This window comes from Streptomyces sp. AK010 (assembly GCF_014207295.1).
Taxonomy (GTDB): Bacteria; Actinomycetota; Actinomycetes; order Streptomycetales; family Streptomycetaceae; genus Streptomyces; species Streptomyces massasporeus.
Genome location: NZ_JACHCX010000009.1, coordinates 1 through 17,680, shown reverse-complemented (window position 1 = coordinate 17,680; position 17,680 = coordinate 1). Strand labels below are relative to the sequence as shown.

Below are 17,680 nucleotides of genomic sequence, written 5' to 3'. Positions count from 1 at the left end.
GAACGCCCAGGTCGTAGGACCGACGACCGATTCCGGTCCGGCGGAAACTCGGTGGGCAGTGTCAGTGGCGATCCGTAGGCTCGCTGCTGATGGCCACGACACCCGCCCCCGCCCAGGACCGTTCCACCGTAGGCACGCTGCTGCGCCTGTGGCCGTATGTGCGGCCCGTGCGGGCGCGGCTGTCCGGTGCCGCGTGCGTCGCGATACTCGCCTCCTGCGTGGGCCTGGTCATCCCGCTCGTCCTGAAGTGGATGGTGGACGGACCGATCGCCCACCGGGACCCGGCCGGGGTGTGGCTCGGCGCGCTGTACCTGCTGCTGCTCGGCTTCACGGAGGCCCTGCTGTTCGGGCTGCGGCGGCTGCTGGTGGCCCGTCCGCTCTCGCACGTCGAGGCGTCCATGCGGGCGGATCTGTACCGGCACCTCCAGCGGCTGCCGGTGGCCTTCCACGACCGCTGGGCCTCGGGGCAGTTACTGTCCCGGGCGACGACGGATCTGATGCTGCTGCGTCAGTTCCTCGCCTTCCCGCTGACGTTCCTCCTCGTCAACGGAGTGACGATCGTCGTGGGCGTGGTCATCATGCTGCTCCAGGACTGGACCCTCGGGCTGGTCGTCCTCGGGCCCGCCCTCCCCCTCATGGTCACCTGCATGGTCTTCGAGAGGCGCTACGCCAAGGTGGCCCGGCGCGCGCAGGACCAGGTCGGCGACCTGACGACGGTCGTCGAGGAGAGCGTCCTCGGCATCCGCGTCATCAAGGGCTTCGGCCGCCACCGCAGCCAGGCGCGGGCGTTCCGGGACCTGTCGAAGACACTGCGCGGCACGGAACTGCGCAAGGCGCGGCTGCTGGCGACGATCTGGGGCGTCATCGTGACGCTGCCGGAGGTCGCGATCGGGGCCGCGCTGGTGGTGGGGGTCGTCCAGGTGGCCGACGGTGCCCTGTCGGCGGGGACGCTGGTGGCGTTCCTGTCGACGGCGCTGGCGCTGCGGTGGCCGGTGGAGTCGATCGGGTTCCTGCTGGCGATGAGCCAGGAGGCGGCGACGGCGACGGAGCGGTACTTCGAGGTCATGGACGAGGAGGTGGAGGACGCCACCACCGCCCCGGGCACCGGAACCGGCTCGGACTCCGGCACCGGCACCGGCTCCGGGCAGGTCCGGGACAGGGGGCTGCGCTTCCACGACGTCCGCTTCCGCTACCCCGACGCCCCCGCCGACACCCCGCCCGTCCTCCAGCACATCGACCTGCACATCCGGCCGGGCGAGTCCATGGCCCTGGTCGGCGCCACGGGCAGCGGCAAGACCACCCTCACCGCGCTCATCCCCCGCCTCTACGAGCTCACTTCGGGCCGCATCACCCTCGACGGCGTCGACATCACGGAGCTGTCCCGACAAGCGCTGCGCGCCAAGGTCGCCGTGGCCTTCGAGGAGCCCACACTGTTCTCGGCGACGGTCGGCGACAACGTTCTCATGGGGGCGCGGGACACCGCCGGAGCAGCGGACCTGGAGCGGGCGCTCGCCGTCGCCCAGGCCGACTTCGTGCACGCCCTGCCCCAGGGCACGGACACCCAGGTGGGCGAGCAGGGCCTCAGCCTCTCCGGTGGTCAGCGCCAGCGCCTCGCACTCGCCCGGGCCGTCGTCGCGCAGCCGGACTTCCTCGTCCTGGACGACCCGCTGTCGGCCCTGGACGTGCACACCGAGGCCGCCGTCGAGGCCGCCCTGCGGCAGGTCCTCGCGGACACCACCGCCCTGATCGTGGCGCACCGCCCGTCGACCGTTCTGCTCGCCGACCGCGTCGCCCTGCTGTCCGGCGGCCGGATCGCCGCGGTCGGCACCCACCACGAACTGCTGTGTACGAACGCCGAGTACGCGCATCTGATGTCAGGGGAAGAGGAGGGCGCACGATGACGGCGGCCACCAGCGCACCGGCCGGCAACAAGCCCGACGACCAACCGGGCGGCCGACCGGGCGACCAGCAAGGCGGCCGGACCGATGACCGGCCCCTCGCCCCGGTCGACCCCTTCGACCGGGACGTCCTGCCCACCCCGCCGGGCGCCACCGCAGCCCTGCTGCGCTCCCTGCTCGCGCCGCTGAAGGCCCGGGTCACGGTCACGACGCTCCTGCTGCTGCTCCAGCAGGCGGTCGTGCAGGCGGGCCCGCTGCTCGTGGCGTACGCCATCGACCGTGCCGTACCGGCGTTCCGGGCGCAGGACCACGGGCCGTTGATCGCGGTGGGCGTCGGCTATCTGGTGTGCGCACTGGCCGCGGGCGGGCTGCAGTTCGCGTTCGTCGCCGCCGCGGCCCGGGTCAGCCAGGACGTGCTGCTGGAGCTGCGCGGCCGGATCTTCCGCCACGCGCAGGCGCTGAGCGTCGACTTCCACGAGCGCTACACCTCGGGCCGGCTCATCTCCCGCTCCACGTCCGACGTGGAGTCGCTGCGGGAACTGCTGGACGAGGGCCTCCAGGAACTCGTGACGGTCGTCCTGTCCTTCGTCTACATCTCGGCGATGCTGCTCTGGCTCGACCTGGGCCTCGGGGCCGTGGCGGTGGCCTCCCTCGTGCCGCTCTACGCGCTGGTGCGGTGGTACCAGCGGCGGGCCGGGCGGGTGTACCGGGCCCGGTCGACCGCCATCGCCGCCGTCATCGTCATGTTCGTCGAGACGATGAACGGCATCCGGCCGGTGCGCGCCTTCCGCCGCGAGGCCGCGGGCGACGCGGACTTCGGCGCACTCAACCGGCGGCACGAACGGACCAACGGGGACGCGCTGCTGGAGATGGCCCGCTATGTCACCGGCTCGCGGCTGGTCGCCAACACGGCGGTCGCGGCGATCGTGCTGTGGGGCGCCTACCGGGTCGCGGACGGCACGCTGGCCCTCGGTGTGCTGGCCGCGGCCGTGCTGTACCTGCGGCGGCTGTACGACCCCATCGACCGGCTCGGGATGTTCCTCAACTCCTACCAGTCGGCGGCGGCCTCCCTGGAGAAGATCGCCGGGCTGCTCGCCCAGACCCCGTCCGTCCCCGAGCCGGCCACGCCCCGGCAGCTCCCGCCGCTCGCGAGCGAACACCCCGGCCGCGCGGTGGTCTTCGACGGCGTCCGCTTCGGCTACCGCACCGGCGGCGAAGTGCTGCCCACGTTCGACCTCACCCTCCCGGCCGGACAGACCGTCGCGGTCGTGGGCTCCACGGGCGCCGGCAAGTCGACGCTGGCCAAGCTGCTGGCCCGGTTCTACGACCCCTCCGGCGGACGCGTGCTGCTGGACGGAGTCGACCTGCGCGACCTCGCCGTGCCCGAGCTGCGGCGCGGGGTGGTCATGGTGACGCAGGAGGCGTTCCTGTTCTCCGGGACGGTCGCCGACAACATCGCGATCGGCCGCCCCGACGCCACCCGCGAGGAGATCGAGCAGGCGGCGAAGGAGATCGGCGCGCACGACTTCATCACCACCCTGCCCGACGGCTACGACACCGACGTCCGCAAGCGGGGCGGACGCATCTCCGCCGGGCAGCGGCAACTGGTGGCGTTCGCCCGGGCGTTGCTGGCCGACCCGGCGGTGCTCATCCTCGACGAGGCGACCAGCTCGCTGGACGTCCCCGGGGAGCGTGCCGTGCAGCGGGCCATGACGACGGTGCTGAAGGGCCGTACGGCGGTGGTCATCGCGCACCGGCTGTCGACCGTCGAGATCGCGGACCGGGTCCTGGTGATGGAGCACGGACGGATCGTGGAGGACGGCGGACCGGCCGAACTCATCGAGGGCGCCGGCAGGTTCGCGGACCTGCACCGGGCCTGGCGGGACAGTCTGGCATAGGGCGACGGCGGCAGAGGGCGGGCGGATGATCGACGCGTACGAGGACCCCGGCACACCCGACCACCGCAGCGGCGCCCGCTACCTGTGGTGGCTGGTCACCCGGCAGCCGGGGCGGTGCGCCGCGGGGGCGATGTTCGCCACGGTGTGGATGGTGCTGCTGGCGGCGACGCCGTACCTGATGTCCCGGGCGATCGACGACGGCCTGGAGCCCGGTGACATGAGCGCGCTGACGCTGTGGAGCGGAGCGCTGTTCGCGGTGGGCGCCTTCAACGCCTGGCTGAGCATCATGCGGCACCGCACCATGACCCGGGTCCGCATGGACGCCAACTTCCGGACGGTGAAGGTCGTCGTCGGACACGCGGTGCGGCTCGGCGCCTCGCTGCGGCGGCAGGCGGGCGCCGGGGAGGTCGTCACGATCGGCGTGGGCGACGTGCAGACGGTCAGCCAGTCGCTGACGGTCGTGGGGCCCGGGATCGGCGCGGTCGTCGGGTACCTGGTGATCGCCGTGCTGCTGGTGTCGGTCTCGGGGGTCGTCGCGCTGGTCGTGCTGCTGGGCATTCCGGTGCTCGCCCTGCTGGTCGGGCCGCTGCTCGGCCGGTTGCAGGGGTCGGAGGCGGAGTACCGCGAGCGGCAGGGCGTGCTGACCGCGCGGATCGGCGACCTCGCCGGCGGCCTGCGGGTCCTCGCCGGCCTGGGCGGCAGGCAACTGGTGGCGGACGCCTTCCGGCGGGACTCGGGGCGGCTGCGTGAGCAGGGGTACCGGGTGGGGGCGGTGACCAGCTGGGTGCAGGCGCTGGGCATCGGACTGCCGAGCCTGTTCCTCGCGGTGGTGACGTGGCTGGCGGCCCGGCTCGCGGCGCAGGGCGACATCACCGTGGGCCAGCTGGTGTCCGTCTACGGCTATGTGGCGGTGCTGGTGTGGCCGGTGGCCTTCCTGGTCGAGTGCGGCTACCAGGTCAGCCGCGGCGTGGTGTGCGCACGCCGGGTCGTACGGTTCCTGCGTCTGGAACCGATGGCCGACTCGGGGACCCTGGACGCCCCGTCCGAGCCGTCGGCCCTGTACGACCCCGAGTCGGGCGTACGCGTCCTGCCGGGACGTCTGACGGCCTTGGTGGCGGAACACCCGGCGGACGCCACGACGGTGGTGGACCGCCTGGGCCGCTACGCCCCGTCGGGCGCGACGTGGGGCGACACCCGCCTGGACGACATCGCCCTGAACCAGATCCGGGCCCGCATCCTGGTGGCCGACCACGAGGCGGACCTGTTCGCGGGCTCCCTGCACCAGATGCTGGGCGTTCAGGGCACGTCCCCCGGGGACGCGGGGAACAGCGCCAATCGGGACGCGGGAAACAGCGCCAATCGGGACGCGGGAAACAGCGCCAATCGGGACGCGGGAAACAGCGCCAACGGGGGCGCGGGGAACGGCGCGACCAACCCCGACGCGCCCGCAGCCGCCTCACCACACCACCCGGCACCCCAGAAGGCGCTCCACACAGCCGCAGCGGAAGACATCGTCCAAGCCCTCCCCCACGGCCTCGACACCCCCATGGACGCCCAGGCCCGCAACCTCAGCGGCGGCCAACGCCAACGCATCCGCCTGGCCAGAGCCCTCCTCACCGACCCGGAGATCCTCCTGGCCGTCGAGCCCACCTCCGCCCTGGACGCCCACACCGAAGCCACCGTCGCCACCCGGCTGAGGAAGGCGAGGAAAGGCCGCACCACGGTCGTGACCACCACCTCCCCCCTCGTCCTGGACCACACGGACACCGTCCACTACCTCAAGGACGGCAAGGTCGAAGCCACCGGCACCCACCACGAACTGCTCGCCACCACCCCCGGCTATCGGGCACTCGTCGCGAGGGACACAGAGGAGGTCCTGGGATGAACCGCGCCCACCTGCCGGTCGCCGAACGGGCCGACGTCCGGCGCGCCCTGCTGCGTCTCGTCCGGGCCGACGCCCGCGCCTTCGGTGTCGTCCTCGGCCTGAACGCGCTCGCGGCCGTGGCCGCACTGGCCGGGCCGTGGCTGCTGGGCCGGATGATCGACGACGTGCGGGCCGGGCACGGAACGGCGGCCGTGGACCGGCTGGCCCTGCTCCTGCTGCTGTCCGCCCTCGCGCAGGTGCTGCTGGCGCGCTGGGCCCGGTACGTGGGGCACCGCTTCGGGGAGCGGACCCTGGCCCGGGTGCGGGAGCGGTTCGTGGACCGGGCGCTGGCCCTGCCCGCGTCGGTGGCGGAGCGGGCCGGCACCGGTGACCTGACGGCACGCGGCACGGCGGACGTGACGACGGTCGGCAACACCCTGCGGGACGCGGGTCCCGTCCTGCTGGTCAACCTGGTCCAGGCGCTGTTCCTCATCGTCGCGGTGTTCCTGATGGACCCGCTGCTCGGCGCCCTCGCGGTGCTGGCGCTGACGCCGATCTGGATCGCGCTGCGCTGGTATCTGCGCCGGGCCCGGGACGGGTACCTCGCCGAGGGGGCCGCCACCTCCGACGTGGCGGAGATCGTGGCGTCGACGGCGGCCGGGGCACGCACAGTGGAGGCATTCGGGCTCCGGGAGCAGCGCACGGCCGCGAGCCGGGACGCCCTGGAGGCCTCCCGCCGCACCCGCTTCCACACGCTGTTCCTGCGCTCGGTGTTCTTCCCGGTGATGGAGACGTCGTACGTCCTCCCGGTGGCCGGAGTGCTGGTGATCGGCGGCGCGCTGCACGCGTCCGGCTCAATGAGCCTCGGAGCGGTGGTGGCGGCGACGCTGTATCTGCACCAGCTGAGCGCGCCGTTGGACGAGGTCCTGGTGCGGATCGAGCAACTCCAGTCCGGCGGCGCCTCCTTCGCCCGGGTGGAGGGGCTCGCCCGGGCCCCGCAGGCCCCCGGCGAGGGCGACTGTCCGGATCCCGACGGCGACCGGATCGACGTCACCGGGGTGCGCTACGCGTACGACGGGGGCGTCGAGGTGCTGCGCGGCGTCGATCTGACGGTGCGGCCCGGGGAGCGGCTCGCCCTGGTCGGGCCGTCCGGTGCCGGCAAAACCACGCTGAGCCGGCTGATGGCGGGCATCGACGCGCCGACCGCGGGCTCGGTGACGGTCGGCGGTGTGCCGGTCGTCGGGCTGGGACCGGAGCGGCTGCGCCGGCAGGTCGTCCTGGTCACCCAGGAGCACCACGTGTTCCTCGGCTCGGTCCGCGACAACCTGCGGATCGCCGAACCGTCGGCCGAGGACGAGGAGTTGTGGGACGCGCTGGCGGTGGTGGGCGCCGAAGCGTGGGTGCGGAAGCTGCCGCAAGGGCTGGACACCCCGCTGGGGCAGGGCGGTTGCCGTACCGACGGTTCGCAGGCCCAGCAACTGGCCCTGGCCCGGGTGGTGCTGGCGGACCCGCACACGCTGATCCTCGACGAGGCGACCGCGTTGCTCGACCCGACGACCGCCCGGCACACCGAGCGGGCCCTGGCCGCCGTCCTCGAGGGGCGCACCGTCATCGCCGTGGCGCACCGGCTGCACACCGCGCACGACGCCGACCGCGTGGCGGTGATGGAGGACGGCCGGCTGACCGAACTCGGCACGCACGACGAGCTGGTGACGGCCGGCGGCGCCTACGCGGCACTGTGGCACTCCTGGCACGGGGATCTGCCCGAGGACAGCACAGCACTCCCATAGCGGATCCGCCAGGACAGCACAGCGCCCACACAGCGGATCCGCCAGGACAGCACAGCGCCCACACAGCGGATCCGCCGAGGACAGCGGAGCGCCCGCCCAGCGAATCCGCCCGGAGACAGCGAAGCGCCCGAAGAGCGATGTGTCCGCATAGCGAACATGAACTTCCGGACAACGAACCGTTTCCGGCCATACTTTTGACGCGGTCCTGACAGAAAGCGCGCTCCCCTGCCACGCTTCCCACGACTGCTCCACAGGAACCCCACAGCAACACCTCCACCTCCCCAGGCCGGGCGACCCCCGGTCCCGCAGAAGGAGTCAGTGTTGAGAAGCAGTTCCTCGCGAAGAGGCACCTCCCACAGACGCACTCCCCACACCCCCCGCCGCACCGCGGCCGTGGCCCTCGCCGGCGTCGCCGCGCTGATCGCCGCCGCCGTCCAGGGCGGCACCGCCATCGCCGCCCCTCCGACGGCACCGTCGGCCGCGAGCAAGGCGAACCCCGGCTCCGAGTCGGTCAGGCTCACCCCCGCCCAGCGCGCCGCGCTGATCCGGGAAGCCAACGCCGGCAAGGCGGAGACGGCCAAGGACCTGGGCCTCGGCGTCAAGGAGAAGCTGGTCGTCCGCGACGTCCTCAAGGACCGCGACGGCACCGTGCACACGCGCTACGAGCGCACCTACGACGGCCTGCCGGTCCTCGGCGGCGACCTGGTCGTCGAGAGCACGAAGGCGGACGCCACCGCGGCCGTCGTGAAGGCCACCCGCGCGGCCATCAAGCCGGCGACGACGAAGACGGCGGTGCCCGCCGCGAAGGCCCGGCAGCAGGCCCTGACCGCCGGCGAGGCCGACGAGACCAAGAACGCCGACATCAACCGCGAGCCCCGCAAGGTGATCTGGGCCGCGAACGGCAAGCCGGTCGTGGCCTACGAGACGGTCGTCGGCGGCTTCCAGCACGACGGCACCCCGCGGGAACTGCACGTCGTCACCGACGCCACCACCGGAAAGAAGCTGTTCGAGTGGGAGGCGATCGAGACGGGCACGGGCAACACGGTGTACTCCGGCACCGTCGACCTCACCACCACCCAGTCCGGGTCGACGTACAACCTCACTGACGGCGCCCGCGGCAACCACAAGACGTACAACCTCAACCGCGGCACCTCCGGCACCGGCACCCTGTTCTCCGGCCCGGACGACGTGTGGGGCAACGGCACCCCGTCCAACCTGGAGTCCGCGGGTGCCGACGCGCACTACGGCGCCGCCCTGACCTGGGACTACTACAAGAACGTGCACGGCCGCTCCGGGATCCGCGGCGACGGCGTGGGCGCGTACTCCCGGGTCCACTACGGCAACAACTACGTCAACGCCTTCTGGTCGGACAGCTGCTTCTGCATGACCTACGGCGACGGCTCGGGCAACGCGAACCCGCTGACGTCGATCGACGTGGCCGCGCACGAGATGACCCACGGGCTCACCTCGAACACCGCCGGCCTCAACTACAGCGGCGAGTCCGGCGGCCTGAACGAGGCCACCTCGGACATCTTCGGCTCGACGGTGGAGTTCTACGCGAACAACTCCTCCGACGTCGGTGACTACCTCATCGGCGAGGAGATCAACATCAACGGCGACGGCACGCCGCTGCGTTACATGGACAAGCCGAGCAAGGACGGCGCGTCCAAGGACAGCTGGTACTCGGGCATCGGCTCGATCGACGTGCACTACTCGTCGGGCCCGGCGAACCACTTCTTCTATCTGCTCTCCGAAGGCAGCGGCACCAAGACCATCAACGGTGTCACGTACAACTCGTCCACCTCGGACGGCCTTCCGGTCACCGGCATCGGCCGGGACAAGGCGGAGAAGATCTGGTTCCGCGCACTCACCACGAAGTTCACCTCGACCACCAACTACGCGGGCGCCCGCACCGGCACCCTCGCGGCCACCGGTGAGCTCTACGGCACGGACAGCGCCGAGTACAAGGCCGTCCAGCACGCGTGGGCGGGCATCAACGTCGGCACCCGTCCCGGCGACGGAGGCGGCGGCGGTACGTCCTTCGAGAACACCGCCGACGTGGCGATCCCGGACCGGGGCGCGGCCGTCACCTCGTCGATCACCGTCTCCGGCCGGACGGGCAACGCGCCGTCCAACCTCCAGGTCGCGGTGGACATCGTCCACACCTACATCGGTGACCTCAAGGTGGAGCTCGTCGCCCCCGGCGGCACGGCGTACACGCTGAAGGGGTACGGCACCGGCGGCAGCGCCGACAACATCAACACCACGTACACGGTGAACGCCTCCTCCGAGGTGGCCAACGGCGTGTGGAAGCTGCGGGTGCAGGACAACGCGGCCCTCGACACCGGCTACATCAACAGCTGGAAGCTGACGTTCCCGTAGACCGGTAGATCCGCGGGCCCGTAGGGCCTCAGAGTCAGGGCGCCGCCCCGGTGGGTTCGAATCCCCCGGGGCGGCGTCCGTTTCACCTGCCCTCGCGTACATCTGGCCGTCGAGTTCCGGCCAACATCACGTCCCACTCCTGACATGTACGCGTCCTAAGTGCCACTCTTCCCCCACCCGCACAGCACCACCGCAGCACAGCACTTCCCCCACATCGAGGAGCTTGTGTGTCCACCTCTGTCTACGCGCGTCAAAAGCGCGCCACGCTCGCCATCGCCACCGCCGTCGCCGCCGGCGCCCTGCTCACCACCGGTCTGACCTCCGGCAGCAGCGCCGCCGCGGACACCGCGAGCAAGCCGGCCCTCGCCGCCGCCCCGGTCCTGCTCTCCGCGCCCGCCCGCACCGCGCTCATCCAGGAGCAGCAGGCGGACGCCGCGAAGACCGCCGACGAGATAGGCCTCGGCGCCCAGGAGAAGCTGGTCGTCAAGGACGTCGTCAAGGACGCGGACGGCTCGGTCCACACCCGCTACGAGCGCACCTACGCGGGCCTGCCGGTCCTCGGCGGCGACCTGGTGGTGCACGAGTCGAAGTCCGGCGCGGCCAAGGGCGTCACCAGAGCCACCACGGCGGCCCTGAAGGTCGCCTCGCTCAAGCCCGAGGTCACCGCCGCCAAGGCGGAGAAGCAGGCCGTGACCCTCGCCAAAGCGGCCGGCTCGGCCAAGACCGAGGCGAGTTCCGCTCCCCGCAAGGTGATCTGGGCGGCGAGCGGCAAGCCGGTCCTCGCCTACGAGACCGTCGTCGGCGGCCTCCAGGAGGACGGCACCCCGAACGAACTGCACGTCGTCACCGACGCCGCCACCGGCAAGAAGCTCTACGAGTACCAGGGCATCGAGACCGGCACCGGCAACACCACCTACAGCGGCCAGGTCACCCTCAGCACCACCAAGTCCGGGTCGACGTACAACCTGACGGACGCCACCCGCGGCGGCCACAAGACGTACAACCTCAACCGCGGCACCTCCGGCACCGGCACCCTCTTCTCCGGCTCCGACGACGTGTGGGGCACCGGCAACCCGTCCAACGCCGAGACCGCCGCCGCCGACGCGCACTACGGCGCCCAGATCACCTGGGACTTCTACAAGAGCACCTTCGGCCGCAACGGCATCCGGGGCGACGGCAAGGCCGCCTACTCGCGCGTCCACTACGGCAACAGCTACGTCAACGCCTTCTGGTCCGACAGCTGCTTCTGCATGACCTACGGCGACGGCTCGGGCAACACCCACCCGCTGACCTCGCTCGACGTGGCCGCGCACGAGATGAGCCACGGCCTGACCTCGGCCACGGCGGGCCTGAACTACAGCGGCGAGTCCGGCGGCCTGAACGAGGCCACCTCCGACATCTTCGGCGCGGGCGCCGAGTTCTTCGCCAACAACTCCTCCGACGTCGGTGACTACCTCATCGGCGAGGAGATCGACATCAACGGCGACGGCAGCCCGCTGCGCTACATGGACAAGCCCAGCAAGGACGGCGCGTCCAAGGACAGCTGGTCCTCCAGCCTCGGCGGGGTGGACGTCCACTACTCCTCCGGTCCCGCCAACCACTTCTTCTACCTGCTGTCCGAGGGCAGCGGCTCGAAGACGATCAACGGCGTGACCTACAACTCGCCCACGTCCAACGGCTCCACGGTCGCCGGCATCGGCCGCACCAAGGCTCTGCAGATCTGGTACAAGGCGCTGACGACGTACATGACGTCGACGACCAAGTACGCGCAGGCCCGCACCGCGACCCTGAACGCGGCCTCGGCCCTGTACGGCGCGTCCAGCACCGAGTACAAGGCGGTCGCGTCCGCCTGGTCGGCCGTGAACGTCGGCTGACCGATCCACGCCCCTGGGCGGTACCCGGACCCGAAGCGGGTCCGGGTACCGCCCTACTCTTGGGGCCGTGTCTTCTACGGATTCGCAGGACTTCACCTACGCCGACGTCGGCGCCACCCGTGACCGGGATTTCTGCCCCCCGGGCTTCCGCTCCATGAACGTCCGCACCCGCCTCGGCGAGGGCGAGGAGGTCTTCCGCCGGGCCTCTGAGGCCGTCCTCACCTGGGAGATGCACCGGTCGATGGGCGTCGGCCTCGACGCGAGCGCGGAACGAGCCGCCCCCGGGGTCGACGTCACCGTCACCCTCGCCGGCATGATCAAGGCCCCCTGCCGGGTGGTCTGGACCGTCGAGGAACCCCGCCGGGCCGGCTGGGCCTACGGCACCCTGCCCGGCCACCCGGAGACCGGCGAGGAGTCCTTCGTGGTCGACCGCACGGGAGACGGCACGGTGTGGCTCACCGTGAACGCCTTCAGCCGTGCGGCCAAGTGGTACGCCAAGGCGGGCGGCCCGGCGACGAGGGGCTTCCAGCACGCCTATGCCCGCCGCTGCGGCACCGTCCTGCGCAACCTTGCGACGCGGGGTGGCGACGGTACCTAGGAGTGTCCTGAAGATCTTGGAATTGCGCCCGGCTTGCACTGGTTCGTGGCGATTGACATCTACCGGCAATCCGGGGCGATCCCGGCGGCCGGAGCAAGATCTTCCTCGGTCTTCCAGGGGCGCGGGGCTGTACCGATGTGCGGCTCCGCCGCGTGGGCGCGACCGAGCACCGCACCCACGCGCCCGCAGACGGCGAACTACCGCATCAACAGCCCGGCAGCCGCCACCAGCTCCTCGGAAGGCCCGGCCACCAGCCCCAACTCCGCGCTCGAAGCCAACAGCCGATGCGCGGGAAGGATCCGCACCGTGTACCCGAAGGGCCCGGTGCGATCCAGCGACAAGGGCCCCTCGTAGGCCCAGCGCCCCTCCTGATCGGCGGAGCCCACCGGCTTCAGGGGAATCACCGTCGCGTCGCCGATCCGGTCCTCCTCGTCCACCCGCCCCGAGACGACCTGCACCTCCACGTCGTCCGGCCCGAGTTCCCCGAGCCCGACCAGCACCCGAAGCCCCAGCGTCGTGCCGAGCTCCGCCAGCGCGGCCACCGCGGACGTCTCCACATGGTCGACGGTGACGCCCGGCCAGGCCGCCCGCACCCGCCCCTTCCACTCGGCGAGCTCCCGCGCCGAGTCCGGCACGAGCGAGCGGTGGGCGAGCGCCGCCGGAGCGTAGAGCCGCTCGACGTACTCGCGGACCATCCGCCCCGCCAGCACCTTCGGCCCGAGCAGGCTCAGCGTGTGCCGGACCATCTCGATCCACCGGTCGGGCAGCCCGCTGCTCCCGCGCTCGTAGAAGCGGGGCGTCACCCGCTGCTCCAGCAGGTCGTACAGCGCCGCGGCCTCTATGTCGTCCCGATGATCGGGATCCGTCCCCACCCCGTCCGCCGTCGGGATGGCCCAGCCGAAGTCGGGCTGGAACCACTCGTCCCACCAGCCGTCGAGGACGGACAGGTTGAGACAGCCGTTGAGCGCGGCCTTCATCCCGGACGTGCCGCAGGCCTCCAGCGGCCTGAGCGGGTTGTTCAGCCAGATGTCGCAGCCGGGGTACAGCTTCTGCGCCATCGCCATGCCGTAGTCCGGCAGGAACACGATCCGGTGCCGCACCCGCGGGTCGTCCGCGAACCGCACCAGTTCCTGCACCAGCCGCTTCCCGCCGTCGTCCGCCGGGTGCGCCTTGCCCGCCACGACGATCTGGACCGGCCGCTCGGGGTGCAGCAGCAGGTCCATCAGCCGGTCCCGGTCGCGCAGCATCAGCGTCAGGCGCTTGTACGAGGGGACGCGCCGGGCGAAGCCGATGGTGAGGACGTCCGGGTCGAGGACGCCGTCGATCCAGCCCAGTTCGGCCGTGTGCGCGCCGCGCTGCCGCCAGGAGGCCCGCAGCCGCTCGCGCACCTCGGCCACGAGCTGCTCGCGCAGCACCCGCCGGAGGTCGAAGATGTCCTGGTCGGGGATGTCGGCCACCGTGTCCCAGCGGTCCGAGCCGCCGACGGTCAGCGCGTCCTCGGCGCGCTGGACGCCGATCTGGCGGGCGCCGAGCCGGAACACCTCGGGGGCGACCCAGGTGGGCGCGTGCACCCCGTTGGTCACGGACGTGATCGGCACCTCGTCGGCGTCGAAACCGGGCCACAGGCCGGCGAACATCTCACGGCTGACGTTGCCGTGCAGCAGGGAGACCCCGTTGGCGCGCTGGGCCAGGCGCAGGCCCATCACGGCCATGTTGAAGAGGTTGGGCTCCCCGCCGGGGTAGGTCTCCATGCCGAGCCGCAGGACGCGGTCGACGTCGATGCGGGGCAGCTCGGCGTCGGGGCCGAAGTGGCGGGCGACCAGCTCGCGGTCGAAGCGGTCGATGCCGGCCGGGACGGGCGTGTGGGTGGTGAAGACGGTCCCGGCGCGCACCGACTCCAGCGCGGAGTCGAAGTCCAGACCGTCGGCGCAGAGTTCGGCGATGCGCTCCAGGCCGAGGAACCCGGCGTGCCCCTCGTTGGTGTGGAACACCTCCGGCGCGGGGTGGCCGGTCAGCCGGCAGTACGTCCGTACCGCCCGGACACCTCCTATGCCGAGGAGCATCTCCTGGAGCAGCCGGTGCTCGCTGCCGCCGCCGTAGAGCCGGTCGGTCACGCCTCGCTCGCCGAGGTCGTTCTCCTCGACGTCGGAGTCCAGCATCAGCAGCGGGACCCGGCCGACCTGCGCCAGCCAGATCCGGGCGTGCAGCTGCCTGCCGCCGGGCAGGGCGAGGGCGACCTGGGCGGGGGTGCCGTCGGGCTCCTCCAGCTGGACGACGGGCAGCTCGTTGGGGTCGAGGACCGGGTAGTGCTCCTGCTGCCAGCCGTCACGGGAGAGGGTCTGGCGGAAGTAGCCGTGCCGGTAGAGCAGGCCGACGCCGATCAGCGGGACGCCGAGGTCGCTGGCTGCCTTGAGGTGGTCGCCGGCCAGGATGCCGAGGCCGCCGGAGTACTGGGGCAGGGCGGCCGTGATGCCGAACTCGGGTGAGAAGTAGGCGATCGCGGCGGGCAGTTCCTCGGGCTGGGTCTGGTACCAGCGCTCGCCGGTCGTGTAGTCGTGCAGATCGCCCGCGACCGCGGCGAGGCGGCGCAGGAAAGGGCGGTCCCCGGCGAGCTCCGCCAGCCGCGCGGGCGGCACGCTGCCGAGCAGCCGGACGGGGTCGCCGCCCGAGGCGGCCCACCGCTCGGGGTCGACCGACCGGAACAGCTCACGGGTCTCCGCGTGCCACGACCAGCGCAGGTTGCGGGCCAGATCGCTGAGCGGCCGGAGGGGTTCGGGGAGAACGGGTCGGACGGTGAATCGACGGATCGCCTTCACGGGTTCCACCTCGGCGCGTTCGCTGGATTTCGCAGGGCTTCGACGACGTCTCCTACGACAGTACCGGCGTCGGCGCCCCCGCCGCTGGAGCTCCGCCATCCGCCCCCCGATCGGCCTGAACAGCACCATTCACGGATATGGCCGATTCCGCACCCATAGGCGTCCTTGTGGTGCTTCATACGTCACGAGAGGCTGCCTCTGGCGTACCGGCCCGCGCCCGCCGCACGCGGCTCCGCGCGGCAGCCTTACGCCGAGTCGAGGAGGGGAACTCGGACCATGGCTCGGACGCGCGAGCGGCGTCTGCGCCGGGCGGGGGGCCTGACGGCGGCGATCTGCGCCGCGGCGTTTACGGCCACCACCCTGCCCGCGCACGCCGTACCGGAGGGGCGGATACTCGGCGCCGGATCACCCGGCTCCGTGCACGGCAGTTACCTGGTGACACTGAAGGAGGGCACGCAGGCCCGGTCGGCGGCCGGAAAGGGCCTCGCCGAAAAGTACGGGGCGGAGATCAGCCACACCTACGGCACGGTCCTGAACGGCTACGCGGTGCGGGCGGCCGGGAGACAGGCCGCGCGGCTGGCCGCCGACCCCCGGGTCGCCTCGGTCGTCCAGGACACCCGCGTGCGGCTCGACGGCACCCAGAAGAACCCGCCGTCCTGGGGGCTCGACCGGGTCGACCAGCGGAAGCCGGCGCTGGACCGGAGCTACACCTGGCCCCGGTCGGCCGGCGCGGGGGTGACGGTGTACGTGATCGACACCGGCGTCCGGACCACGCACGAGGACTTCGCCGGCCGGGCGAGCCACGGCTGGGACTTCGTGGGGAACGACCGGGTCGCCTCGGACGCCAACGGCCACGGCACCCACGTCGCCGCCACGGTCGCCGGAACGTCCTTCGGCGTCGCGAAGCGGGCCCGGGTCGTCTCCGTGCGCGTCCTCGACGCGGCGGGCGGGGGCACCACGGCCCGGGTGATCGCCGGGATCGACTGGGTGACCCGGCACGCGAGGAAGCCGGCGGTCGCCAACCTCAGCCTGGGTGGCCCGCGCAACGGCCGGCTGGACGCCGCCGTGCGCGCCTCCATCGCCTCCGGCGTCACCTACACGGTCGCCGCGGGCAACGACGGCAGGCCGGCCGGCCTGTCCTCCCCGGGCGGCGTCAAGCAGGCCGTGACGGTCGGCGCGACCGACCGCGGGGATACAAAACCGGCCTTCTCCAACGACGGTCCGGCCCTCGATCTGTTCGCCCCGGGCGTCGATATCACCTCCGCGTCCGCCGTGAGCGACACGGCGCGGGCCACCTTTTCGGGTACTTCGATGGCGTCCCCGCACGCCGCGGGAGCGGCCGCGCTCTATTTGGCCGATCATCCGAAAGCGACTCCGGCCCAGGTCGGGGCGGTTTTGACCACCACGGCGGCGGCCGGGAAGGTCTCCGGCCGGGGTATCGGTTCGCCGGACAGACTGCTGCGGGTGCCGCGCGCGTAGGGCGATGCAGCAGCCATGCCAGGGGGCCGGCCTCGTCCGCGACGGACGAGGCCGGTCTTGTGTGTCGACATACGCGTGAGTAGTTAACAAAGAGCCGGATTGCCCACCCGAATAGGGTGGGAAGGCTCCTGCGGGTACCCCTCTCAGGAGCACCACGCAGGACCCACCTCCCCACAGACATCCGCCTACCCACGTTGACGCGGACAGGAGCGGTCATGCCCGCCAAGCACCATTCGCCAGCACCCCTCAACCGCCGCACCACCGGGGCGCGCGCACCCGGCGGCGAAGCACGCCCCGCGCGCCCGGCCGTCGCCGGTCCACCGGCCTCGCCGCCACCACCCGATCACGACGCGACCGCCGTGGGGCGCATACCCGTACTGGATGTCCGCCCGGTGGTCCAGCGGGGCCGCCGGCCGGCCAAGGCCGTCACCGGCGAGACCTTCGAGATCTCGGCGACCGTGTTCCGGGAGGGGCACGACGCGGTGGCCGCCAATGTCGTCCTGAAGGATCGCGAGGGCCGTCCCGGCCCGTGGACGCCGATGCGCGAGCTCGCCCCGGGGACGGACCGGTGGGGTGCGACGGTCACCGCCGGGGAACCCGGCCTGTGGACGTTCACCGTCGAGGCATGGGGGGACCCGGTCGGTACCTGGCGCCACCACGCCGAGATCAAGATCCCTGCGGGCATGGACACGGACGTCGTCCTGGAGGAGGGCGCGCGTCTGTACGAGCGGGCGGCCGCGGGTGTGCCCGAGGAGGAGGGACTGCGCGACGTGATCCTCATCGCCGTCGACGCCCTGCGGGACGAGGACCGCCCCGCGGCGGCTCGTCTGGCGGCGGCGCTGACGCCGGAGGTGGACGCGGTCCTGGAGCGGCATCCGTTGCGGGATCTGGTCACCAGCAGTGAGCCCCTGCCGCTTCTCGTGGAGCGGGAGCGGGCGCTGTACGGCTCGTGGTACGAGTTCTTCCCGCGTTCGGAGGGCACCCCTGAGCAGCCCCACGGCACGTTCCGCACGGCCGCGCGGCGGTTGCCGGCGATCGCGGCGATGGGCTTCGACGTGGTCTACCTGCCGCCGATCCACCC

General features: G+C 72.1%; 10 protein-coding genes. 9 read left to right on the top strand and 1 reads right to left on the bottom strand.

Translation table 11 applies throughout. The features are described from left to right. The first annotated feature begins 89 nt into the window (after positions 1-89). From HDC93_RS18475 to HDC93_RS18445, 7 genes are all read left to right on the top strand, one after another. On the top strand, positions 90-1,901 hold the full coding sequence (locus HDC93_RS18475; protein ID WP_185012021.1) for an ABC transporter ATP-binding protein: 1,812 nt from the start codon (positions 90-92) through the stop codon (positions 1,899-1,901). Continuing rightward, entirely contained in the window at positions 1,898-3,796 is a 1,899-nt protein-coding gene (locus tag HDC93_RS18470; RefSeq protein WP_185012020.1) for an ABC transporter ATP-binding protein, read from the top strand. The genes HDC93_RS18475 and HDC93_RS18470 overlap by 4 nt, the downstream gene beginning before the upstream one ends. Positions 3,797-3,821: 25 nt before the next feature. After that, complete coding sequence (locus HDC93_RS18465) at positions 3,822-5,681, top strand: ABC transporter ATP-binding protein (protein ID WP_185012019.1); 1,860 nt, start codon at positions 3,822-3,824, stop codon at positions 5,679-5,681. Then, complete coding sequence (locus tag HDC93_RS18460; protein WP_185012018.1) at positions 5,678-7,450, top strand: ABC transporter ATP-binding protein; 1,773 nt, start codon at positions 5,678-5,680, stop codon at positions 7,448-7,450. The genes HDC93_RS18465 and HDC93_RS18460 overlap by 4 nt, the downstream gene beginning before the upstream one ends. A 321-nt stretch (positions 7,451-7,771) precedes the next feature. Continuing rightward, positions 7,772-9,832 carry a M4 family metallopeptidase gene (locus HDC93_RS18455; protein ID WP_185012017.1) on the top strand — a complete coding sequence of 687 codons (2,061 nt, stop codon included), beginning with the start codon at positions 7,772-7,774 and terminating at the stop codon, positions 9,830-9,832. A gap of 227 nt (positions 9,833-10,059) precedes the next feature. After that, positions 10,060-11,706, top strand: a complete 1,647-nt coding sequence (locus tag HDC93_RS18450; protein WP_185012016.1) for a M4 family metallopeptidase — start codon at positions 10,060-10,062, stop codon at positions 11,704-11,706. Between the two features lie 67 nt (positions 11,707-11,773). Beyond that, positions 11,774-12,304, top strand: coding sequence for a DUF1990 family protein (locus tag HDC93_RS18445; protein ID WP_185012015.1), 531 nt, complete (start codon positions 11,774-11,776; stop codon positions 12,302-12,304). A 197-nt stretch (positions 12,305-12,501) separates the two neighbouring features. On the opposite strand, the gene HDC93_RS18440 is transcribed toward HDC93_RS18445, so the two are convergent. Then, entirely contained in the window at positions 12,502-15,120 is a 2,619-nt protein-coding gene (locus tag HDC93_RS18440; protein ID WP_185012014.1) for a glycosyltransferase family 1 protein, read from the bottom strand. Between the two features lie 276 nt (positions 15,121-15,396). Between HDC93_RS18440 and HDC93_RS18435 the strand changes: the two genes are divergently transcribed. Beyond that, positions 15,397-16,599: a S8 family peptidase gene (locus tag HDC93_RS18435; protein ID WP_185012013.1), complete on the top strand. Its 1,203-nt coding sequence runs from the start codon at positions 15,397-15,399 to the stop codon at positions 16,597-16,599. 215 nt (positions 16,600-16,814) lie between these two features. After that, the coding region (locus tag HDC93_RS18430; RefSeq protein ID WP_185012012.1) for a maltotransferase domain-containing protein at positions 16,815-17,680 on the top strand (866 nt) is incomplete at its 3' end.

Bases quoted from the DNA above. Each gene is read 5' to 3' on its own strand.
- HDC93_RS18475 (WP_185012021.1), top strand. From the start codon at position 90: ATGGCCACGACACCCGCCCCCGCCCAGGACCGTTCCACCGTAGGCACG.
- HDC93_RS18470 (WP_185012020.1), top strand. From the start codon at position 1,898: ATGACGGCGGCCACCAGCGCACCGGCCGGCAACAAGCCCGACGACCAA.
- HDC93_RS18465 (WP_185012019.1), top strand. From the start codon at position 3,822: ATGATCGACGCGTACGAGGACCCCGGCACACCCGACCACCGCAGCGGC.
- HDC93_RS18460 (WP_185012018.1), top strand. From the start codon at position 5,678: ATGAACCGCGCCCACCTGCCGGTCGCCGAACGGGCCGACGTCCGGCGC.
- HDC93_RS18435 (WP_185012013.1), top strand. From the start codon at position 15,397: ATGGCTCGGACGCGCGAGCGGCGTCTGCGCCGGGCGGGGGGCCTGACG.